The organism is Hymenobacter polaris, from assembly GCF_012927305.1.
GTDB classification, from domain to species: Bacteria; Bacteroidota; Bacteroidia; order Cytophagales; family Hymenobacteraceae; genus Hymenobacter; species Hymenobacter polaris.
On sequence record NZ_JABBGH010000002.1, the window covers coordinates 162,323 to 182,778 of the forward strand.

Annotated in this window: 18 protein-coding genes; 7 read left to right on the plus strand and 11 right to left on the minus strand. The window is 63.9% G+C overall.

From position 1 onward, the window contains the following. Together HHL22_RS11095 and HHL22_RS11100 are read left to right on the plus strand one after the other, a co-directional pair. On the plus strand, positions 1 to 789 hold the full coding sequence (locus tag HHL22_RS11095; protein ID WP_169531281.1) for a hypothetical protein: 789 nt from the start codon (positions 1 to 3) through the stop codon (positions 787 to 789). Between the two features lie 42 nt (positions 790 to 831). Next, a complete protein-coding gene (locus tag HHL22_RS11100; RefSeq protein WP_169531283.1) occupies positions 832 to 2,079 on the plus strand; it encodes a glutamate-5-semialdehyde dehydrogenase in 1,248 nt (415 codons plus the stop codon). Between the two features lie 90 nt (positions 2,080 to 2,169). On the opposite strand, the gene HHL22_RS11105 is transcribed toward HHL22_RS11100, so the two are convergent. From HHL22_RS11105 to HHL22_RS11130, 6 genes are all read right to left on the minus strand, one after another. Continuing rightward, positions 2,170 to 2,550 (minus strand): hypothetical protein, encoded by a 381-nt coding sequence (locus tag HHL22_RS11105; RefSeq protein WP_169531285.1) that lies wholly within the window; start codon positions 2,548 to 2,550, stop codon positions 2,170 to 2,172. Positions 2,551 to 2,731: 181 nt separating this feature from the next. After that, positions 2,732 to 3,409 carry a carboxypeptidase-like regulatory domain-containing protein gene (locus HHL22_RS11110; protein WP_169531287.1) on the minus strand — a complete coding sequence of 226 codons (678 nt, stop codon included), beginning with the start codon at positions 3,407 to 3,409 and terminating at the stop codon, positions 2,732 to 2,734. 77 nt (positions 3,410 to 3,486) lie between these two features. Beyond that, a complete protein-coding gene (locus HHL22_RS11115; RefSeq protein ID WP_169531288.1) occupies positions 3,487 to 3,933 on the minus strand; it encodes a hypothetical protein in 447 nt (148 codons plus the stop codon). A 324-nt stretch (positions 3,934 to 4,257) separates the two neighbouring features. Next, the gene (locus HHL22_RS11120) at positions 4,258 to 4,968 is read right to left on the minus strand and encodes a Crp/Fnr family transcriptional regulator (protein ID WP_169531289.1); all 711 of its coding nucleotides are present in this window, start codon (positions 4,966 to 4,968) and stop codon (positions 4,258 to 4,260) included. A 201-nt stretch (positions 4,969 to 5,169) separates the two neighbouring features. Then, on the minus strand, positions 5,170 to 6,831 hold the full coding sequence (odhB, locus tag HHL22_RS11125) for a 2-oxoglutarate dehydrogenase complex dihydrolipoyllysine-residue succinyltransferase (protein WP_169531290.1): 1,662 nt from the start codon (positions 6,829 to 6,831) through the stop codon (positions 5,170 to 5,172). A 118-nt stretch (positions 6,832 to 6,949) separates the two neighbouring features. After that, on the minus strand, positions 6,950 to 9,901 hold the full coding sequence (locus HHL22_RS11130; protein WP_169531291.1) for a 2-oxoglutarate dehydrogenase E1 component: 2,952 nt from the start codon (positions 9,899 to 9,901) through the stop codon (positions 6,950 to 6,952). A gap of 845 nt (positions 9,902 to 10,746) precedes the next feature. Here HHL22_RS11130 and HHL22_RS11135 point away from each other — a divergent pair. Then, positions 10,747 to 11,250: an RlpA-like double-psi beta-barrel domain-containing protein gene (locus tag HHL22_RS11135; protein ID WP_169531292.1), complete on the plus strand. Its 504-nt coding sequence runs from the start codon at positions 10,747 to 10,749 to the stop codon at positions 11,248 to 11,250. Here HHL22_RS11135 and HHL22_RS11140 read toward each other — a convergent pair. From HHL22_RS11140 to HHL22_RS11150, 3 genes are all read right to left on the minus strand, one after another. Beyond that, positions 11,226 to 12,410, minus strand: coding sequence for an L-dopachrome tautomerase-related protein (locus tag HHL22_RS11140; protein ID WP_169531293.1), 1,185 nt, complete (start codon positions 12,408 to 12,410; stop codon positions 11,226 to 11,228). The two genes, HHL22_RS11135 and HHL22_RS11140, sit on opposite strands and share 25 nt — an antisense overlap. An 86-nt stretch (positions 12,411 to 12,496) precedes the next feature. Then, entirely contained in the window at positions 12,497 to 13,510 is a 1,014-nt protein-coding gene (locus HHL22_RS11145) for a hypothetical protein (RefSeq protein WP_169531295.1), read from the minus strand. Positions 13,511 to 13,628: 118 nt separating this feature from the next. Next, the gene (locus tag HHL22_RS11150) at positions 13,629 to 14,030 is read right to left on the minus strand and encodes a hypothetical protein (protein ID WP_169531297.1); all 402 of its coding nucleotides are present in this window, start codon (positions 14,028 to 14,030) and stop codon (positions 13,629 to 13,631) included. Positions 14,031 to 14,181: 151 nt separating this feature from the next. Here HHL22_RS11150 and HHL22_RS11155 point away from each other — a divergent pair, with 151 nt between their 5' ends. The 4 genes from HHL22_RS11155 to HHL22_RS11170 all read left to right on the plus strand — a co-directional run bounded on the left by HHL22_RS11155 (position 14,182) and on the right by HHL22_RS11170 (position 16,887). Continuing rightward, on the plus strand, positions 14,182 to 14,442 hold the full coding sequence (locus HHL22_RS11155; protein ID WP_169531298.1) for a hypothetical protein: 261 nt from the start codon (positions 14,182 to 14,184) through the stop codon (positions 14,440 to 14,442). Positions 14,443 to 14,525: 83 nt separating this feature from the next. After that, positions 14,526 to 14,921 (plus strand): hypothetical protein, encoded by a 396-nt coding sequence (locus HHL22_RS11160; RefSeq protein ID WP_169531300.1) that lies wholly within the window; start codon positions 14,526 to 14,528, stop codon positions 14,919 to 14,921. 153 nt (positions 14,922 to 15,074) lie between these two features. Further along, on the plus strand, positions 15,075 to 15,707 hold the full coding sequence (locus HHL22_RS11165) for an RNA polymerase sigma factor (RefSeq protein WP_169531302.1): 633 nt from the start codon (positions 15,075 to 15,077) through the stop codon (positions 15,705 to 15,707). A gap of 31 nt (positions 15,708 to 15,738) precedes the next feature. After that, on the plus strand, positions 15,739 to 16,887 hold the full coding sequence (locus HHL22_RS11170) for an energy transducer TonB (protein WP_169531304.1): 1,149 nt from the start codon (positions 15,739 to 15,741) through the stop codon (positions 16,885 to 16,887). An 82-nt stretch (positions 16,888 to 16,969) separates the two neighbouring features. On the opposite strand, the gene HHL22_RS11175 is transcribed toward HHL22_RS11170, so the two are convergent. Both HHL22_RS11175 and HHL22_RS11180 read right to left on the minus strand, forming a co-directional pair. Then, complete coding sequence (locus HHL22_RS11175) at positions 16,970 to 18,055, minus strand: proline iminopeptidase-family hydrolase (protein WP_169531306.1); 1,086 nt, start codon at positions 18,053 to 18,055, stop codon at positions 16,970 to 16,972. Between the two features lie 83 nt (positions 18,056 to 18,138). Then, entirely contained in the window at positions 18,139 to 20,394 is a 2,256-nt protein-coding gene (locus HHL22_RS11180) for a transferrin receptor-like dimerization domain-containing protein (protein WP_169531307.1), read from the minus strand. Between the last annotated feature and the right edge of the window lie 62 nt (positions 20,395 to 20,456).

The following is a 20,456-nucleotide window of genomic DNA, read 5'->3' on the forward strand; positions in this document are numbered from 1 at the left end:
ATGCCTCTCGCCACCCGTGCGCTCGCCTTCAACGCCGTTTGCCTCTACGTCATCGCCTACCTGCTCACCATAGTGCTGCACGAGGGCGGCCACGCGGCCATGGCGCTGGCCCTCGGTGACCACCCCGTGCTCTACAGTACCTCCGTCCGCACCACGTCCGCGCACCTCACCAACCTCGACCACGTGCTCATCGCCGCGGCCGGGCCGGTGCTGAGTCTGGGGCAGGGCCTGCTGCTGCTGGGGTGGCTGCGCCAGCGGCGGCCCCGAAGCAGCTGGGGGTTATTTGGGCTCTATATGGGTTTGTTTGGGCTGATAAATTTCCTGGGTTACCTGCTGATTGCGCCCTTCGTAGCGGGCGGCGATACCGGGCAAATAGTGGCCCGGCTGCACGTGCCGGCGGCGGCGGTCTGGGTAGTGGCCGCGCTAGCCTTGGCCACCCTGGTGCTGGCCATTGGGCGCACCGGCCCGCTGCTACTCGGAGTGCTGCCGGTTGCCGAGCAGGCCAGCCCCGAAGCCCGCACCGGGGGCCTGCGGGCGCTGGTGCTGTGGCCCTGGCTGCTGGGCTCGGTGGCGCTGGTGCTGCTGGCGCTGCCCGCGCCGCACCCCGCCGTGGTGGCCAATATGGTTATGAGCCCGATGGTGCTGCGGCGGGCCTACGCTACCGGCCAGCGAGCCCCCGTGCAGCCTACCGGCGCCCTAGGGCTGCCGCGCCCGCAGTGGCTGCTAGGGGCGGTGTTGGTGCTGGTAGCCATTGGGTTTCGCTGGCTGGCGCTGGGCGTAGCGCTGTAGCCGGGCGGCGGTGGCTCGCGGGGTTGGTTGTAGCTTAGCCCTATGTCCGATTACGCCGCCGCTTTTTCTGCCGCCCGGCAAGCCGCCCGCGCGCTGGCCGCCGTGCCCGCCACCACTACCGACGCCCTGCTGCGCGACCTGGCCGACGCCCTGCTCGCTAGCACCGACCAAGTACTAACCGAAAACGCCCGCGACCTAGCCCGGATGCCCGCCGCCGACCCGCGCCACGACCGCCTGCGCCTCACGCCCGAGCGCCTGCGCGGCATGGCCGACGACCTGCGCACCGTAGCCGGCCTACCCTCGCCCTTAGGGGCTATTATCAGCGAAAAGACCCTGCCCAATGGCTTGGAGCTGAGCAAGGTGCGCGTACCCCTAGGGGTGGTGGGCATCATCTACGAAGCCCGACCTAACGTGACGTTCGACAGCCTGGCGCTGTGCCTGAAAACCGGCAACGCCTGCCTGCTCAAGGGCGGCTCCGACGCGGCCCACTCCAACGCGGCGCTGCTGGCGGTGGCGGCCCCGGTGCTGGCTCGCCACGGCCTGCCCGCCGCGGCCGCTACCCTGCTGCCACCCGAGCGCGCCGCCACCGAGGCCCTGCTCACGGCCGTGGGCTTGGTGGATGTGGTTATCCCTAGGGGTAGCCAGGGGCTGATTGACTACGTGCGGCAGCACGCCCGCGTGCCCGTCATCGAAACCGGGGCCGGGGTGGTGCACACGTTTCTGGATGAAACCGGCCGCCTCGACTACGGCCAAGCCATCGTGCACAACGCCAAAACGCGGCGCCCCAGCGTGTGCAACTCGCTCGACTGCCTGCTGCTGCACGCCAGCCGCCTGCCCGAACTGCCCGCCCTGCTGGCGCCACTGGCCGAAGCCGGCGTGCAGGTGCTGGCCGATGCGCCGGCCCTAGGGGCCCTGGCCGGCCATTACCCCGCCGCCCTGCTGGCCTCCGCCACCGAGGCCGATTTCGGCACCGAGTTTCTGGCCCTGCGCCTAGCCGTGAAAACCGTGCCCGACCTGGCTGCCGCCCTCGACCACATCGACCGCTACGGCTCGCGCCACAGCGAGGCCATTATCTCGGAAAACCCGGCGCACATAAACCAGTTTTTGCAGCAGGTCGATGCCGCCGCCGTGTACGCCAACGCCTCCACGGCCTTCACCGACGGCGGGCAGTTTGGCCTAGGGGCCGAAATCGGTATCAGCACCCAGAAGCTGCACGCCCGCGGCCCCATGGGCCTGGAAGAACTCACCAGCTACAAGTGGCTGGTGCGCGGCCAGGGCCAGGTGCGCTAGGGGTGGGCCGCAGCGCAACAACCCGCCGATTGGGCCCCTAGGTAGGCCAACCGGCGGGTTGCTGAGTAAAAAAGCTGCTGCTGGCAGCCCTTAGTTGATGAGGGCGGCGTGCGCGCGCAGCACTTCCCGGGCAATGGCGAGATTGGTTTCGCGGGAGTTGACTACCAGGTAGATAAACTTATTGCTAGCCCCGTTGAGCTTGATAAGGTGGAGCTGATTGGTAAGGGTAATCAGGATGTCCTCAAGCGTTTCGCCTTGCAGCTTAAGGGCCGACATGGCTTTTTGCTTTTGCTTTACCACCTCGGTATTGTAGGCGGCGGCAGTTTCGGGGTTGATGCTGGGCGAGTTGGAATGCGACGCCAGGGCCATGCCCGATGAGATGTCTACCACGGCTACGGCCACCAGGCCCGGCAAGTCGCTGATAATTGCTTCGATAGCCTGGCCCGAGGGGGTGTTCTTAGAATACGCCATTGCGATAAAGGAAAAGAAAAAAAGGAAATAGAACAGCTACAATAAGTTAGCTAGGTAGAAAAGTAAAAACTTGAAAATCAGTAAGTAGTGTTGTGTAGGAGCTGCTGGCGTAGGGGTGTGCGCGGCCCGTGCGCCTTCTGCAGCGCACGTAGTGCCAGGGCCTTGCCTAGGCCCTGCTGGGCTAGAAGAAAAACCAGTGGCGCTTGGCGGCAGCGCGCGGCTGCAGGGTGACGGCGACCACACCCCGAATCTGGCTGGCCGGTATCTCTTGCTCGGTATAGCCGCCGTAGCCGTATTGCAGCGTGGCCGCCGCATCAACCGGCACGCGCAGAGCGTAGTTGCCATTGGCATCGGTGCTGGTGCCGAAGGCCGTGCCCTTGCGCAGCACGGTGGCGCCCGCCAGCGGCCGGCCTTTCTCATTCAGGATGCGGCCGTGCACCAGCACGGTGCGGGCTGTGCTCGCCTCGGCCGCTTCGGCGGCCGATTCCAGACTGCCCATGGAGGCAGTAGCTGATGCCAGGGGCAGCGTGGTGGTGGGGTGCATGGTAGAGGCCATGCTGGCGCCCGCCACCAGGGCCCCTAGGGTAGCGAGGCTGAAAGCCCGCCGACGGAAGCGCTGCGGCTGCTCCCGGATGAAGCGTACTTGCTTCTGCACCCAGTTGGGGGTGATGGCCTCTTCGGCTTGGTGCAGCTCGTGCCAGCGAGTAACGGTGCCGTGGGCCTGGTCGGCATCGCGGCTCAGGTAGGCTTCAACTGCCTGCGCCGAGTGGCGGGCTAGGTCGCCGCGCAGGTAGGCATCGCGGTACACGGGCAGTAGCTCGCCAGTGGTGGGGTCGAAAGGGGTGGCCGTGAGTTTCATAAAAAGTAAAAAGGGTGAAAGGGAAAAAAATAAATGGACCGTAATAGTAAGGAAATAAAATAATGATTAGTAGTGCTTTATAGGCGTTCGGCGGCTTGCTGGGTTAGCTGGCGGGCTAGGGCCAGGTTGGTGTCGTGGGTGTGCACGGCCAGGTAGAGGAGCTGCTGCCCATCGGCACTCAGCCGAAGCAAGTGCAGCTGCGTAGCCAGCGTAAAGACAACTTCCTGCAACTCTTCATCCAGCTGGTTTTGGGCGGCTAGGTTGGCTTGCAGCTGGCGGACCATGGCCCCGGCCGGCGCCGCTAGCGGCGCCGGCTGGTACTCGCGCTCGGCAGCGTAAGTAGCCAGCGGCTGGCAAGTGGCTACCTCAAACACGGCAGCCAAGAGCAGCTCGGGCAGCTCGGCCAGCAGCTGGGCCAGTACGCCCGCTGCCGCCTGGGCGGCGGGTTGGCTGCTGGCCGCTACTACCTGCCGCAGGGCGGGCCCGCCCAAGCCCGGAATACGTCGTAGAAAAGGAATGGTCATGGCAGTTGGCTGGGAGCGCGGTACGGGCCGGGCTTTACCAGCCTGCATCGAGCGGGTAGCTGGGCGGGCTAAGCGAAAACGAGCGCTTGCCGCCTAAACCAAAAAAAGGAACGAGCGAGCGACTGCGTAGGGGGGCGTTGATAATGAGTGGTTTGATGGATACAAAGCTCCTGCATCTGCTCCCTGTTAAAAATGACCTTTGTCATTTATGGACCTGACTTTTGGCAGTTCAATTCTTGACTTGCCGCCCGCGCAAGCCCTGCGCAGCGTAGGCGGGCCTAGGGCCGGCGGTGCAGCTAAGGCACTGGGCCCTAGGCCCGCCTACTAATCATACTGCGAGGCTATTGCAGCCAAACGCTCGGGGTTGAGCACCGTAATCAAGCTGCCGCGGGTGGCAATAAGGCCCAGCTCCTTGAATTCTGACAGCAGGCGGCTCACAGTTTCTTTAGCCGTGCCTACCAGGGCCGCTACATCCTCGCGCGTGAGGGCAATGCTGAAGTGCTCGCCGCCGGTTTCGGCATTGCCATAGGTTTGCTGCAGGGCCACCAGGGCGCCGGCTAGGCGCTCGCGCACGGGCTTGTGGGCCAGGTGCAGCAATTGGTCTTCGGCTTGCCCTAGGGCATTGGCAAGCATGTGCAGCAGCGCATTAGAGAACTGCTTATTGGATTGCAGTAAACCAATAAAATCGAGCCGGGGCACGAAGCATACCACGCACGCATCGAGGGCAACGGCCGAGGTAGTGTAGCGGCTGCCCGCCAGCAGCGCCCGATAGCCAATCACCTCGCCAGGCTTTGCCAGGTGCACAATGTGTTCTCGCTGGTCGCCCCCCACGCGGGTAAGCTTAATCTTACCTTGGTGCACGCAGTGCAGCCCAAGCACCTTGTTGCCTTGCTGGTAAATGGTTTGCCCTTTTTGGTAGATATGCGTCGATTTCTGCGACGAGAGCTGTTCTAACTCGTCGCTGGTGCAGCAGCCTAGAAGGGGTGTTTTTTGATGGGGACAGTTTTGACAGGTTAAGTTGGAAAAGTTTTGCATTAATTAAATAATAGTAAAAGAGATATAAGGACTCGCCAAAGTTATGGGCGGAAACCAGGTAAGGGAGTTCAAAAACGTTTCGAGGTGCGTGATAAACTTGTTTCTACCAGCTTATCCTAAGTGGGTTAGTAGGTTTGAATAAAAAATAAAGGTCCGCCTCTGCAAAGAGGCGGACCTTGGCAAAATATAATATTTTCTACTTTAAACGCCGAGCAGCAGGCGCGTGGGGTCTTCGAGCAGTTCCTTCACGCGTACCAAGAAAGATACTGATTCGCGGCCGTCGATAATGCGGTGGTCGTAGCTCAGGGCCAGATACATCATCGGGCGAATGACTACCTGCCCATTCTCGGCCACCGGGCGCTGGATGATGTTGTGCATGCCTAGGATGGCCGACTGCGGCGCGTTGATGATGGGTGTGCTCATCATCGAGCCGAAGATGCCGCCGTTGGTGATGGTGAACGTGCCACCCGTCATCTGCTCGATGGTGAGCTTGTTGTCGCGGGCCAGGCCGGCCAGGCGCACCACTTCCTTCTCAATGCCGTCGAAGCTCAGCTTCTCGGCGTTGCGGATAACCGGCACCACCAGCCCCTTAGGAGCCGATACGGCGATGCTAATGTCGCAGAAGTCGCTGTACACGATGCTGTCGCCGTCGATGTAGGCGTTCACGGCCGGCCACTCCTGCAGGGCCACGCACACGGCCTTGGTGAAGAACGACATGAACCCTAGGCCCACTCCATTCTTCTCCTTGAACTTGTCCTTAAATTTGGTGCGCAAGTCCATGATGGGCTGCATGTTCACCTCGTTGAAGGTAGTGAGCATGGCCGTCTCGTTCTTCACGGCTACCAGGCGGCGGGCCACCGTCTTACGCAGGTTGCTCATGCGCTCGCGGCGCTGACCCCGGTCGCCGGTCGGGGCGGGCGAGCTAGTAGATGCTACCGAAGCAGCGGCCGGCGCAGCTTTGGCCGGGGCCGGGGCAGTCGGCTTAGCCTGGGCCCCTAGGGCATCCTCTTTGGTAATGCGGCCATCGCGGCCGGTGCCGGCCACGTCGGCCGGGTTCACCCCTTTCTCACTCAATATCTTGCCCGCAGCGGGCGAGGGTACGCCCGTTGCGTAGCTGCTGCTACCGCCCGCCGGAGCTGCGGTGGAAGCCGGGGAAGCAGCGGGAGCATTGGCGGCCGGGGCCGGAGCTGCCGAAGCACCCGCGCCACCTTCAATGCGTGCAATCACGGCGCCGATGCTAATCGTCTCGCCTTCCTTCACGGCGTGGCGCAGGGTGCCGGTGCCCTCAGCGGGCAGCTCAAACGTGGCCTTGTCCGATTCCAGCTCGGCGATTACTTCGTCGCGGCTTACCTGGGCGCCGTCGGGCTTCAGCCACTTGGCCACCGTCACTTCCGTAATGGACTCGCCCACGGCCGGAATCTTCATTTCCACCGTGCTGCTACTGCCGCCCGCGGCGGGCGGAGTAGCCGCGCCGGGGGCGCCGGGCGTGCTAGGGTCAGCATTAGGACGGTCGGCGGGGGTGCCGCCGTAGCCGCTCTGGTCGCTGGCGGCGGCGTTGTTGTCGCCGGCGCTCACTGGGTCGGCGCCGCTGGCAGCCGGCGCGGGGGCGGCTTGGCCGTTGCCGGTGGCAGCGCCGTCCAGCTCGGCAATCACGGTGCCGATGTTGATGGTTTCGCCTTCGGCGACGCGAATTTTCAGCGTGCCATCAGCTTCGGCGGGCAGCTCAAACGTGGCCTTGTCCGATTCCAGCTCGGCGATTACTTCGTCGCGCTTCACGGCCTCGCCGTCTTGCTTGAGCCACTTGGCAATGGTGACCTCGGTGATGGATTCGCCGACGGCGGGAATTTTAATTTCAGTGGGCATGGGTAGCGGGTGGGTAGGCAACGCTAGCGTGCGCTGTACTAAATAAACTTAAGTAAGGAAACGCAGCCGCTGCCTGGGGCCGGCAGCGGCTGCAAAATACGATAGCCGCGCGGGCTGCTTAGTCCTGCTTCTTGGCTACCTCAGCGGTTTCCTTAATTTGCTCGTCGGCTACCTCGTTGCGGGGCTCGTCGAAGGCGCGGGCCACGAGGTCCTTCTGCTCTTTTACGTGCACCTTGTTGTAGCCGGTCGCGGGCGAGGCCGAGGGCTTGCGGGCGATGACGTCGTGCAGCTCGCGGCGCATGAAGCGCAGCAGGTAGTTCCAGTAGCCCATGTTTTCGGGCTCCTCCTGCACCCACAGCAGCGTGGCGCCGGGGTACTTGGCCAACTCGGCGTCTAGCTGCGTCTTCGGGAAGGGGTGCAGTTGCTCGAGGCGCACGATGGCCACGTCCTTGCGCTCGGATTTCTGCTGCTCGTCGAGCAGGTCATAGTACACCTTGCCCGAGCAGAGCAGCACTTTCTTTACCTGGCTTTCTTCGGCGTAGCCATCCCCTAGGACCTCCTGGAAGCGGCCGCCAGTAAAGTCCTCGATGGGCGACACGCAGAGCGGATTGCGCAGCATCGACTTGGGCGACATCACCACCAGCGGCTTGCGGAAGCTCCACGTCAGCTGGCGGCGCAGGGCGTGGAAGAAGTTGGCGGGCGTCGTGATGTTGGCCACCACGATGTTGTTTTCGGCCGCCAGCTGCAGGAAGCGCTCGGGGCGGGCGTTGGAGTGCTCGGGGCCCTGGCCTTCGTAGCCGTGGGGCAGCTGCATCACGATGCCGTTCATGCGCTGCCACTTGCTTTCGCTGCTCACGATGAACTGGTCAATCATGGTTTGGGCACCGTTGGCGAAGTCGCCGAACTGGGCTTCCCAAATCACGAGGGCCGTGGGGTTAGCCATGGCGTAGCCAAACTCGAACCCCAGGACGGCGTACTCGCTCAGCAGCGAGTTGAAGATGCTCAGCTCCTGGTGCTCGCCGGCCATGTGGTTGAGCGAGTTGTAGGGCGCCGAGGTTTCGGCATCGTGCAGCACGGCGTGGCGGTGCGAGAAGGTACCCCGCTGCACGTCTTGGCCGCTGACGCGCACGTGGTGGTTCTCGGCCATCAGCGAGCCGTAGGCCAGCAGCTCGCCGGCGGCCCAGTTCAGCACGCGGCTTTCGTAGAACATCTTGCGGCGCTCCTTCAGCAGGTTATCAATCTGCTTGATGGGGCGGAAGTTGTCGGGGATGGTGGTCAGGGCTTGGGCCACTTGCTGCACCACTTCCTCACTGATGCCGGTTTCGGGCGACTGCTCGAAGTCAGCGTTGGTGCTGCGGCGCAGGGTGCGCCACTCGTTTTCGAGGGCCTGGTACTTGTAGGGCAGCGGCTGCTGCTTCACCTGGTCGAGGCGGGCTTGCAGCATGGCGCGAAACTCCTGGTCCATCTGGTTGGCCAGCTCGGCATCGACGTCGCCGCGCTGCACCAGGCGCTGGTTGTACACCTCGCGCGGGTTGGGATGCTTCGAGATGATGTTGTAGAGCGTGGGCTGGGTGAACTTGGGCTCGTCCGACTCGTTGTGGCCGTGGCGGCGGTAGCACACCATGTCTACGAATACGTCGGCGTGGAATTGCTGCCGGTACTCCACCGCCAGCCGCACCGCGAACACCACCGCCTCGGGGTCGTCGCCATTGACGTGAATCACGGGCGCGTCGATAATCTTCGCCAGGTCAGTTGAGTAGATAGACGAGCGGGCGTCCTCAAAATCAGTGGTGAAGCCCACCTGGTTGTTGATAACGAAGTGGATGGTGCCGCCCGTCTTGTATCCTTCGAGCTGCGACATCTGCGTCACCTCGTAGCCGATGCCCTGACCGGCCAGCGCGGCATCACCATGAATGAGGATGGGCAGAATCTGGTGGTAGTCGCCGCCGTACTGGTGCTCAATCTTGGCCCGCACGAAGCCTTCTACCACCGGGTTCACCGCCTCGAGGTGCGAGGGGTTGGGCGCGAGCTTCAGGTTCACCTTCTGGCCATCGGTGGTGGTCACCTCCGACGAGTAGCCCATGTGGTACTTCACATCGCCGTCGCCCATCGTGAGGTCGGGCGTGGCCGTGCCCTCAAACTCGCTGAAAATCTGCTCATAGGTCTTACCCATGATGTTGGCCAGCACGTTCAGGCGGCCGCGGTGGGCCATGCCAATCATCACTTCCTTTACCCCCAGCTCGGCGCCGCGGTTGATGATGGCGTCCAGCGCCGGGATGGCCGTTTCGCCGCCTTCCAGCGAGAAGCGCTTCTGCCCCAGAAACTTGGTATGCAGGAAGTTCTCGAATACCACCGCCTCGTTGAGCTTTTCCAGGATGCGCTTCTTATAGGCCACATCGGGGTTGAAAGCCAGCGCGTCGTGCTCGGTTTTCTGCTGGAACCACTCCAGCACCTGCGGGTCGCGGATGTAGGTGTACTCGAAGCCCACCGTGCCGGCGTAGATGCTGGTAAGGGCCTCCACAATCTGGCGCAGCGTGGCCTGCTGGCCTAGCCCTAGGGCCTCGCCCTGACGGAAGGGCATGTCGAGGTCGGCGTCGCTCAGGCCGAAGTCGCTGAGGTTGAGGCGAGCCTGGCGGTCCTTGCGCTCGCGCACGGGGTTGGTTTTCGAGCGCAGGTGGCCCCGACTGCGGAAGGCGTGGATGAGGTTGCGCACGGCCGTTTCCTTGTCGGCGGCGGGGGCACCCTTGGCCATGGGGCCGGCATCGTTGGTGCTGGCGCTGGTGTTAAGCACGCCGTAGCCATCGGGCTGCGGCACGGGGCCGGGCGTGGGGGCCGCGCTGGTGGGGCCGGCCGGCGCCGCGCCCGCATTGTTGGGGCTGCCATTGCCGTTCTTGCCCGGCTCTTGACCTGGTACTACCGGCGCACCCTCCGGAAACTGCTGCGAGAAGTCGTAGCCTTCAAAGAACTTACGCCAGCCAAAGTCAACCGATTCGGGGTTTTGCTGGTACGCTTCGTAGAGCGTTTCGATGGCCGCCACATCGGCGTTGGCGATATAGGAGTAAGTATCCATGAGGTGAGTGGGAAAATGAGAGCTGGCTAGCTAATACAAAAGTAGAAAAAATCAATGGCTGCCTAAAATATGTATTCGCATGTGCGAATAATCCTTATTTTTAGTTCATTGCTTGTTCCTAAACGTGTACCTTTTAAGGAATGTCGCTCAAGTTAGCTATTTAATTTGTAGTTTAAACAGCAGCATTCTGCCATCTTTATTAAGCGGTAGTTGCTTACACGGCGGCTGTAGCTGCCTTAAGAGCGCTGGGCCTGCGAACAGTCGCTCTACTAGCTAATCCAAGTTGCGGCGTAGGGCCAGGCGGCGATTCCCCTCCTTAGCTAAGGAGGGGACGCTTCGGCGCAGCCAAAGCGGGGGTGGTTGACGTCGTTGAACGACCTACTATCGGTGCGGCAGCCGACTCGTTCAACGACGCCAACTACCCCCGTTGGCGCTGCGCACCAACATCCACTCCTTGGCTAAGGAGGGGAGTTTGCCGCCTGGCCCTACGCCGCAACTTGGGTTAGCTGATTAGCATGGGCTACAGCCAGCCGCGGTAAAAGTGCCAGTTGCTGCCTCCGGAATCATTGCCCGTCGTGGGGCGTTAGCAGCATCCGGCCTGGCAATTTTGCCCGCGGCCAGAGCTAGCACCGCCGAGCTACAACGGTGGCTACGTTATTTTTTCTTGCATGCACATTGCCCCGGCGGTACTGCCTAGGCTGCTCCTCGCTGCCGGGCTGCTTGCCACAAGCTACCCCTCGCCCGCTTTTTCGGCTACCCGAAAGAAGCCGCACGCATCTTCAAAATTGCACGAGAAGAGCCACAAAAAAACAGCCCACCCAGCGTCTAATGCGCCTAGGCGGGCTGTGCGAAAGTTGCGGACGGGCGGGCCGGTGTACACCGTTACCGCAACGGTTTACCAGGCGGTAGCCGCCCAAACCGATAGCCACCCGTTTGTGACGGCCGATAACTCCACTATTCGGCGCGGCTACGGCAGCCGCCAGCGCTGGGTGGCGGTATCGCACGACTTGCTGCAGCCCTGGGGCGGCCGCATTCACTACGGCGACAAAGTGCAGGTGCGCGGCGTGTCGCCCCGGCTCGATGGGGTATATACTGTGCACGATACCATGCACAAGCGCCACCGGCGGCGCGTCGATATCCTGACTAGCCCCAAGGAGCACCTCGCTATTTCAAGCAAGAACGTGCGGCTGCAGCTCGTGAAGTCAATAGCTACGCAGCAGCACCCGACCAGGCACCCTAGGCTTGCCAGCACCCACACACCTAAACAGCGGCCGGTAGCCAGCCATGCGGTGCGCCGCCACCGCTCGCGCCCGGCCCGGCCGGCTTACTTGGCGGCGGCCATTTTGTAGATGCGGAACGGCTCGTGCGCCGGGGCCACGCCCTTGTTCCAGTTGGGCGTTAGGTCCAGCTCCGATACGGTGAAGTACATGCTTTTGCCATCGGGCGCCCAGCTGAAGGTATCGGGCCACTGCAGGCGCTCCTCTTTCACTAGGGTTTCCACCTTGCCATCGGCGGGGTTGTACTTCAGGATAGAGCCGGTTTCGAAACCCGTCAGGTAGAGCATGTTCTTCGAGTCGATTTCCATACCGTCGCAGGCGGCCACGTCGGGCAGCTTCTCGGGCGCGGCGTTCACCTGCGCGGCCGTGAGGGCGGGGTTGCGCAGCACCTCCGTCTTGATGCGGTACATGGAGTGGCCCGACAGCGCGCGGTAGTAGAGGTACTGGTTGTCGGTACTCAGGGCAATGCCGTCGGCTTTGAACTGGCCGGGCTTGCCGGTGGGGTCGATGAGGGCGTGGCCCTGGGCCTTGGTAAGAAAGCCTTTATCGGGCAGCGTGGAGGGCTGCTGCTTGAGCAGGCCGCGGGCTTTGCCGGTAGTCAAATCCACCACCACCATCGAGCCGGTGCCCGACTCGGTCATATATGCGTAATTGTGCGCCAGGTCGATGCGCACGTCGTTGAGGTACGACTTGCGCGGGGCAGCATCCTCTGGGATGGAGTACACGCGCACCACCTTGCTGCTGGCCGGGTCGGTTTGCACCAGCTTGGGGCCGCCCGCCACGGTGTACTTGAGGCCGGGCGAAGCGGGGTCCACCACCCAGAGCTGGCCCTTAGTATCGACGTAGCCGGCCTGCGGGCAAATCCAGTGCTTTTGGGGCTCATTCTTTACCGAGTCGTTCCACATGCACCAGCTGGCATCGGGGTAGGGGGCTAGGGTGGTCTTGCCCGTCACCAGGGCCACGGGGTAGGTGGGGTTGTAATCCCAGCGCGGCGAAAAGGCGAATACCTTGTCGCCCGGTGCCACGGCTACGCCCGTTACCTGCGGGGCGTTAATCTCGGCCACGATGGTGAGGGGCGAATTGGCGGGCGCGGGCGCTGGCACGTGGGCGGCGGTCGAGTCGGCGGGCAGGGTGCCGCGGGCTTGGTTGTCGGCGCTGGAGTTGCCATTGCAGGCGGCCAGCAGGCCGGTAGCGGCCAGGGCGGCTAGGGTGCTAGCGTGGAAAGTAGTCATGGAAAAGGTAGTGGATGAGCCGAAAAACCCAGGTCGCACGTGCGGCCGGGGTTTGGCATACGGGCGGGGCGGGCGGCGCGTTGGCCCTAGCCGTACGCTAGCACGGCCAACTGTTCAGCTGCTTCGGCCGGGCCCTGAGGCTGCCCTAAGGCATCGTAGAGTAGGGTAAGCGGCTCGAAGGGGTTGCGCAAAATAACTTCTTCGGTGAGTCCCCAGCGGGGCCAGAGGCCAGCCAGGGTGTGGCCGTAAGCCAGGTTTTCCCAAGGGTTGAAAACGGTGGCCGTCACGTCGTCCACCAGCGCGTCGAGCACCAACTCGGTGCCGGGCGGGTCGTGAGGGCCGGGGCGGCGCGGGTAGATGTCGGGCACGGCCGCCAGCAGGTAGGCCGCGTAGTAGGCGCGGGCCTTGAACTCGGCCACCTGCGCCGGGTGCAGCGGGCGCTGGGCATCGGCGTACACCTGGCGCATAGCCTGGCCAATAAAGCCGATGTCAATCAGCGTGGCCACCAGCACCGATGGGCCCAGCTTTAGGCTGATAACCAAGGTGTTCAAGTCATCGTCAAGCTCGAAGACCGGCGCCTCGTAGGCGTCGTCCGCTTCCAGCACAAACACCGAGCCCGGCACAAAGTCGGCGTAGTCGGTAGGCACGCGCAAGCCCTGCAGCAGCTGGAAAAACGACCGGATGCGGTGCAGCAGGTGCTTGTTTTCGGCAAGAGGATACTGCGGCTTGATGAGCGGCTGCTGCTGCTGCACTAGCTCGGTGGCGAAGATGCCGTAGAAGATTTTGCCCAGCCACTGCCACAGCTGCGCTGGGGGCAGCGCCCGCAGCGCCGCCGGGCCCGCCGCCGCGGCCGCCTGCACCGCGTGCCCTAGGGACTGCAAGCGCTCGTGCAGCGCGAGTGCCAGCGGCAGGCGCAGGGCGCCGTAGGTGGTTTGGCTGTGGTCGAGCAGGTAGAAGGGCCGGTCGGCGAGCCCGTAAGTAGCTTGCAGCCAATCGTCAAACACCGGCACGGTGTCGGCAGGACCAACGGGCTGGCCGGTGAGGAAGCAGCGGCCGGGGCCAAAATGCATCCGCTCGAAGGGGTCGTACAGGGTAATCATGCGGCGCGAAATTAGGGTAAGCAGGTAAGGGGGTGGAGGGTAAGAGTTGTTAGCGGAGGCAACGCCCACGAACTAATAACTTTTACCCTCACACCCCCTTGCCCGCTTACCCTAGCGGCTAGCGCGAAAGCAGGTTGCTGGCTTTAATCAGCAGGCGGCTCAGCTTGTGCAGCGAGTCGGCGTAGCCGTTGGCCGACTCCTCGCTCACTTTCTGGGTTTCGGCCCCTAGGCTGGCCAGAATTTCGGCAATCTCGTGGGCTTGCGCATCCGGCGCCTCCAGGCGCTGGCGCAGCAGCTTGATTTCCTGGCAGGTTTTGGCCAGGCCGGGGCGGTCGCTGGCTTCGAGCACGGCCTCCCAGCGCTCCAGCTCGTGCAGGCCGCTCGTGCCGTCGGCGTTGGGGAGGCCCTGGCCCAGCAGGTTGAGCGTGTCGGTGAGCAAGGCGGTGCTTTGCTCATCGCTGACGTGCAGCGGCTCGGTACGAGCAGGATTGGTGTGGGGAGTGGGGGCGGTCGAGTCCATAAGGCGTGGAAGCTAGGGAAAAGGTCAGCTCGTCTATACTCAGGCCACTTAAAAAAAGTTGGTCGCGCCCGCTGGCGGGCGCGGCAAGTTGGCTGGCAAGGCGCGGGCTTACGTACAAGCAGCCAGCTCTTACCACCTCACGCAACGCTATATGAAACGCGCTTTGTTTGTTTTTTTGCCGGCTGCGGCCCTAGGGCTGCTGGCCGCCTGCACGCCCAACGATAAAACCACCACGACCGACTCGACCAACAACAACGCCGCCACCGCGGCCGATACGGTAGGCGCCCACCAAATGCTGGCCAAGGATGCCGCCGGCGTGCGCCTCGACAGTGCCACTACCAAGTCGGCCACCGGCCTAGGGGGCACGGGCAACGCCACCAGCACGGGCGCTACGAGCCCGCAGGGCCAGTAGCCAAAAATAGTGCGCGGCGCATAGGTTACTTTTTGCGGAGGAGTTGATTAAGTAGTACCCTTCACCACTTATTCTTACTTCCCATGAAAGTTGCTTTCAGCACCCTGTTTGTAGCCGCCGCTGCCCTGTCGCTCGCTTCTTGCTCGACCGACACCAGCAAAAATGCCGATGGCAGCACCACCACTACGGTAACCACGCCCAGCACCGACTCGGTGAAAGCCGACATGAACGAGGCCGGCGCGAAGATGGACGCTAAGATGGACGCCGCCGGCGACAAGATTGACAACGCGATGGACAAAGCCGGCGACAAGATGGACGCCGCCGCCGCTAACGCCAAGGCCAATGCCAACGAAGCCGGCGCCAAGATGGACGCTAAAATGGACGCCGCCGGCCGCAAGATGGACGCCATGGGTGACGCCGCCGCCAAGTCGGCCCGCGAAACCAAGGAGAACATGAAAGCCGCTGCCAAGCAGCAGTAAGCCTGCCGGCGCGACGACCACCGCTGTGCTACCAGAAAGCGCCGGCCCTAGGGCCGGCGCTTTTTTTTGGGGTTGGCGTGTGCAATGCGGGCCCGGCCGGCATCCTGCTGGGGCAGGCTGCGCCTGTAGCTGCCTGGGCCCTACCTTGCTTCCGTGTTTTTTCGCCGCCGCCCCGTTGCTTCGCCGCCCCCGGCCTGGGCTACCGACCAGGTAGTGCTGGCCCGCTACCGCCAGGGCGGCGACGTGGCCGAGCTGGGCGCGCTGTATGAGCGCTACCTGCCCGAGGTGTTTGCCGTGTGCCGCCGCTACCTGGCCCCGCCCGACGAGGACGCCCAGGATGCAACCATGCAGCTATTCGAGCACCTGGTGGTGAAGCTGCGCACCCACGCACCCGAAAACTTCGGCGCTTGGCTCTACGCCACCGCCCGCAATCACTGCCTGATGGAGCTGCGCGCCCGCCAGCGCGGCACGGCTAGCGGCGGCCCCCTGCTGCTGCTGCCCGAAGCCCAGGACCTGGAGCTGGCCGCCCTGCATCAACTGCCCGACGCCCTGCGCGAAGCCGAAGAAACCACCCAGCACGAAGCCGACCTGCAAGCCCTGGAGGCGGCCCTAGGGCAGCTGCCGCCCGAGCAGCGGCGCTGCCTCGAGCTGTTTTACCTCGAAGAAAAATCGTACGCCGAAATCGCCACCCTCACCGCCCTGCCCCTGAACTTGGTGAAAAGCCACCTGCAGAACGGCCGCCGCATGCTAAAGCGCGAGCTAAGCCAAAGCGTGCGAAATTGTTAATTGCTCACCGTTACTTGTTACTTGAACTAAGATGTTGCCCACCAACCCGCTACTGAACGCAACTGCCCCGGCCGGCCCCCACCTGCCGCTGGCCACGCTGCGCCAGTACGCGGCGGGCACTCTGGCGCCCGCCGCCCAGCACCGCGTGGAGGCCCACGCGCTGGCCTGCCCACGCTGCGCCGACATGCTAGAAGGCCTGCTGCAAACCCCGCCCGCCACCACCGACCAAGCCCTGGCTCAGCTGCAGCAGCGCCTGCGCCGCCGGGTACAGCTGGCCCCGCAGGCGCTGCCTGCCACCCGCGCCCACCGTCGGCATCGCCTGATGGCGTTGCAGCTGGCCGCCGCTGCCACCCTGCTGTTTGGCCTGGTGGCCGGCGGCTGGTGGACCTGGCAGCAGCGCCACATGCCGGCCGATACGGCCGCGCGCCCGGTGGCTACCCCTAGGGCTGCGGCTACAGCTGAGCCCCCTACTACTATCGCCGCGACACTGCCGGCGACGACGGCCACAGTTGCGGTTGCTCGCCCGGCCCGGTCGGCCCGGCACCGCGTGGCCGTTAGCAAAACCAAGCGGTCACTTATTGCAGCCTCACGGGCGCCCAGCGCCTCGGCAGCGGCGACTAGTTACCCCTCAGCTGATGCTAGCGCGCTTGTGCCAGCACCCGCTTCGGTTGCCCCGGCTACTACTGCCTCCAATGCCTTAGCGGAAGTAGTAGTGGTGCCGACGCCGATGGCCGCTGCCGCACCAGCCTCTAAACAAGCAGCTTATGATACCAGCGTTGCGGCGGCGCCTGGGCTGATGGGACGGACGCGCGGCCTAGCGCTGCGCGCTACCCCCCCGGCATCGGCGCCCACCATGGTGCGCGCCGATGCCATGCCCGCGGCGCCCGCCATTCCGCCCACGCCGGTGGGAGGCTACAGCGCCTGGCGCGAGAAGCTGCGCCATGAGGCCGCCGAATTCAAGCCCGAGCTGCCTGAGCAGCCACTCTCGGGCACGGTGCAGCTGCGGCTGCTGATTGGGGCCGATGGCAAAGTTCAGGAAATCCGGGTGCTGCATGGTCTGCGCGCCGACTACGACGAGGAGGCCCAGCGCCTGGTGTGCGACGGCGCTGGCTGGGTGCCCGGCATCGGGGGTGGCAAGCGCGCCGCCCAGGCAGTCGATGTGGCCGTGCCGTTTCAGTAAGAGATAGACAAGTAAGCAAAACAGGCGGTCATGCTTCGGCTGCGCTCAGCATGACCGCCTGTTTTGCTTACTTGTCTATCCCTTACAGCTTGGTGCCGGGCTTGAAGCTGCCGTCTTCTACCGACTTGAGGTAGCGCACCAAGCCCGTCATGTATGTTTGCTGGTCGTCGTACATGGCCATGTGGCTGCCCTGAGGGCAGATGAGCGAATTGCCCCTGGGCACTTGGGTAGCAATCCATTCCATGTGGGCGGGGTCCATGGTGTCGTACTTGCCGCCGATGCTTAGCACCGGAATCTTTAGCTGCGGCAAGTCCTTGGTGCGGTCCCAGGTAGTGAGCTTGCCCGAGATGCCGAACTCGCTGGGGCCCTGCATGGTCACGTAGAGCGACTGGTTGATTTTGCCCATCGCGCGCGTCACGGGCTCGGGATTGGGCACGATGCGGCACAGGTGCTGGGCGTAGAAGTTGGGCTCCAGCAGTCCCATGTAGCGCGGGTTACTGAAGTCTTTCTTCGCCTCAATCTGCCGAATTTCGCGCAGCACCTCGGGCTTCAACTGCTTAGCCAGCACCTCATCGGCATACTTGCCGTAGGCGGGGCAGCTCATCATCATGTTGCTGATGATGAGGCCCTTGAGGTTCTGCTGGTACTTAAAAGCATACTCGGCCGCCAGGATGCCGCCCCAGCTGTGGCCCAGCAGGTAGAAGTTGTCTTTGTTGAGGTTTAAGGCTTTACGCACCTGCTCCACTTCCTCCACGTAGCGCGGCAGGCTCCACATGGCCGTGTCCCTAGGGTTGTCGGAGTTGCCGCAGCCGAGCTGGTCGTAGTAGATAAACTCGATGCCTTCCTGCGGCAGGAAGCTTTCCATGCACTCGAAGTACTCGTGCGTGGCGCCCGGCCCGCCGTTGAGCAGCAGCACCTTGGTTTTGGGGTTGTTGCCGAAGCGCTTGGTCCAAACGTGGAAGGTACCCTTGGGCGTGCTGATGGGAATAACCTGCACGCCGCCCGTTTTTACGCCCGTTTCCTGGGCCGGGAAGTAGCCGGCTGGTGGGTTGCTAGTGGAGGCGGTGCCCGCCGGGGTGTCGGTAGTAGCGGCCGGATGGCAGGCGGCTAGCAGCAGGCCGCTGAGCAGCCCGCCCAGGACTAGGCGGTAGTAGGTAGAAAAGGGCATAGCGAGGTAGGAAATTGCGTGGCTAAATGTAGGAGCTTCGTGGGTGGCAATGGCCCTAGGGGCACTGGGGGCCATGGCCAGGGCTACTGCGCGGGCGCCGGGCCAGCCAGCGCCGCCGCGCGGCTCACCTGCCCGGCAAAGCGCTCCAGGGCCGCGGCCGTGCGCTTTATCTGCTCGTCGGCCTCGGCCCACTTGCGCTCCTCCACGGCTTCGCGGATGCCGGGCAGCGTTTTCACGCCGTAGCCGGTGTAGAAGCCGGGCGCGTAGAGCTGGTGCCGGTACCAGGGCCGGCGCGGCAGGCCCTCGGTGCTCAGGAGCTGCTGCTCGGCTTGGTAGAGCAGTTGGTCGAGCGCCTTTTGGCGGTCGGCGGGCAGGGCGGCGCCGGCTTTGCGGGCCTGGGCGTAGGCCTGCGCGCTTTGCTCTACCTTGGCCAGGGCATTGTCAAGGGGCGCGAAATTGAGGTAGGGCACCGCCTCTTGCGCTTTGGGCGGCAGCAGTGGCTGGCTGGGGTTGGCCACGGCCTCGTAGCGGTGTTCGGCCAGCAGCTTGTTTTGCTTGTCGGTGTCGGTGCGCATGGTTTCGGCCAGCGTCTTTACCTCGCTGCCGTACTTGGCCACGTTGTTGGCAAAGCCCTGAAATTCGAAGGGCAACACGTCGGCCTCGGCCAGGCGCAGGCTGGTGCGGCCCATGGTTTGAGCCAGGGCCACGCCATAGGCAAAGGTGGGGTCCTTGAAACGCACGAAGTCGTCGAACGAGTCGTAGATGGAGTGATACTCGCCGCCCGCCGCCTCGCCACCGAAGCCCACGTTCAAGGACGGAATGCCTAGGTGCTGAATGTAGGGCGAGTAGTCGGAGCCGGCCCCTAGGGCGCCCAGGCGCAGGTCGGCCCGGTCGCGGGCCTCGCGCTGGGCTTCGGGCGTGCCGCTCACTAGGTCCAGGGCCCGGCGCCGCTCGGCAATCGACATCCCCTTTTCGGGGTCGGGCACGTCGCGCGCCACTTGGTTGAAGAACTTTTCGAGCGCGTGCGAGCCGGCGGCGCTCAAGAAGCCCCGGTCGCTGTTGTCGGTATTTAGGTAGGCCACCACGTGCTGCTGCAAGGCGGCGGCGTTGGTTTCGGCCCATTCCGTCGAGCCCAGCAGGCCCGGCTCCTCACCGTCCCAGGCGCAAAACATAATAGTGCGTCGGGGCCGCCAGCCAGTTTTCACCAGCTCGCCGATGGCCTGGGCCTCGGCCAGCTCGGCCACCAGGCCGCTGAGCGGGTCGTTGGCGCCGTTCACCCAGGCGTCGTGGTGGTTGCCGCGCAGTATCCACTCGTCGGGCAGCTCGCGGCCTTTGAGGGTGGCGATGACATTATAGACCGGCTCGGTTTTCCAATTGAAGGCCAGCTGCAAATGCACTTTAGCCGGTCCGGGTCCGAGGTGGTACGGAATAGGTAGCGCGCCGCGCCAGGCCTCGGGCGCCATGGGGCCGGCCAGGGCCCGCAGCAGCGGCAGCGCGTCGCCGTACGAGATGGGCAGCACCGGAATTTGGGCAATGGTGGGCGCCTTGCGGTAGTCGAGGCGCTTGGCGTTTTTGGTGGAGCCGTAGCCGGGCGTGAGCGGGTCGCCGGGGTAGGTGGGCATGTCGAGCACCGAGCCGCGCTGGGCGCCGGTTTCGGGCTTAAAGGGCCCTAGGGGGTACACGTCGCCCTGGGCGTAGCCGTCGTCTTTGGGGTCGGAGTAAATCAGGCAGCCGATGGCGCCCATCTCGGCGGCCACCTTGGGCTTGATGCCGCGCCACGAGCCGCCGTACTTGGCAATCACGATTTTACCCTTCACGTCGATGCCGCGTCGCGCCAGCTCCTCGTAGTCCCTGGGGATGCCGTAGTTCACAAACACCAGCTCGGCCGTCACGTCGCCGTCCTTCGAGAAGCAGTTGTAAGTGGGCAGCTGCTCGGCGGTCTGGCCCGAGGTGGCATCTTCCGGCACCGGCTTTTCGGTGAGGCTGGCCGTGTAGGGCGTGGGCGCCAGCAGCTCCAGCGCCCGCAGCTTGGGCGTCGGGAAGAGCACGTACGATACGTCGATGCGCGTGTCGTAGCCCCAGCTCTTAAACAGGCCGGCCATGTACTCGGCGTTGTCCTTATCGTAGGGCGAGCCCACGTGGTGGGGGTGGGCAGCCAGGCGCTTCATCCACTGCCGCAAGTCGTCGGCCTTGAGCTGCGCGTCGAAGCGGCTTTCGAGGGCGTACTCGGTGGCGGCGCGGGCGGGCGTAAAGCCCAGCAGAGGCCTAGGGTCGGGCTGGGCGATGGCAGCCTGAGCTAGTAGGCTGAAGGCCAGTAAAAAGGAGTAGCAGTTGGGCATAGTGTGCTTTTTCCGCTAAAGAAAAGCACTAATTGGTGTTTTACCGCAGAAGACGCGGAGGG

Coding starts and splice junctions, on each gene's coding strand:
- HHL22_RS11095 (WP_169531281.1), top strand. CDS start 1: ATGCCTCTCGCCACCCGTGCGCTCGCCTTCAACGCCGTTTGCCTCTAC.
- HHL22_RS11100 (WP_169531283.1), top strand. CDS start 832: ATGTCCGATTACGCCGCCGCTTTTTCTGCCGCCCGGCAAGCCGCCCGC.
- HHL22_RS11105 (WP_169531285.1), bottom strand. CDS start 2,550: ATGGCGTATTCTAAGAACACCCCCTCGGGCCAGGCTATCGAAGCAATT.
- HHL22_RS11110 (WP_169531287.1), bottom strand. CDS start 3,409: ATGAAACTCACGGCCACCCCTTTCGACCCCACCACTGGCGAGCTACTG.
- HHL22_RS11115 (WP_169531288.1), bottom strand. CDS start 3,933: ATGACCATTCCTTTTCTACGACGTATTCCGGGCTTGGGCGGGCCCGCC.
- HHL22_RS11120 (WP_169531289.1), bottom strand. CDS start 4,968: ATGCAAAACTTTTCCAACTTAACCTGTCAAAACTGTCCCCATCAAAAA.
- odhB (WP_169531290.1), bottom strand. CDS start 6,831: ATGCCCACTGAAATTAAAATTCCCGCCGTCGGCGAATCCATCACCGAG.
- HHL22_RS11130 (WP_169531291.1), bottom strand. CDS start 9,901: ATGGATACTTACTCCTATATCGCCAACGCCGATGTGGCGGCCATCGAA.
- HHL22_RS11140 (WP_169531293.1), bottom strand. CDS start 12,410: ATGACTACTTTCCACGCTAGCACCCTAGCCGCCCTGGCCGCTACCGGC.
- HHL22_RS11145 (WP_169531295.1), bottom strand. CDS start 13,510: ATGATTACCCTGTACGACCCCTTCGAGCGGATGCATTTTGGCCCCGGC.
- HHL22_RS11150 (WP_169531297.1), bottom strand. CDS start 14,030: ATGGACTCGACCGCCCCCACTCCCCACACCAATCCTGCTCGTACCGAG.
- HHL22_RS11155 (WP_169531298.1), top strand. CDS start 14,182: ATGAAACGCGCTTTGTTTGTTTTTTTGCCGGCTGCGGCCCTAGGGCTG.
- HHL22_RS11160 (WP_169531300.1), top strand. CDS start 14,526: ATGAAAGTTGCTTTCAGCACCCTGTTTGTAGCCGCCGCTGCCCTGTCG.
- HHL22_RS11170 (WP_169531304.1), top strand. CDS start 15,739: ATGTTGCCCACCAACCCGCTACTGAACGCAACTGCCCCGGCCGGCCCC.
- HHL22_RS11175 (WP_169531306.1), bottom strand. CDS start 18,055: ATGCCCTTTTCTACCTACTACCGCCTAGTCCTGGGCGGGCTGCTCAGC.
- HHL22_RS11180 (WP_169531307.1), bottom strand. CDS start 20,394: ATGCCCAACTGCTACTCCTTTTTACTGGCCTTCAGCCTACTAGCTCAG.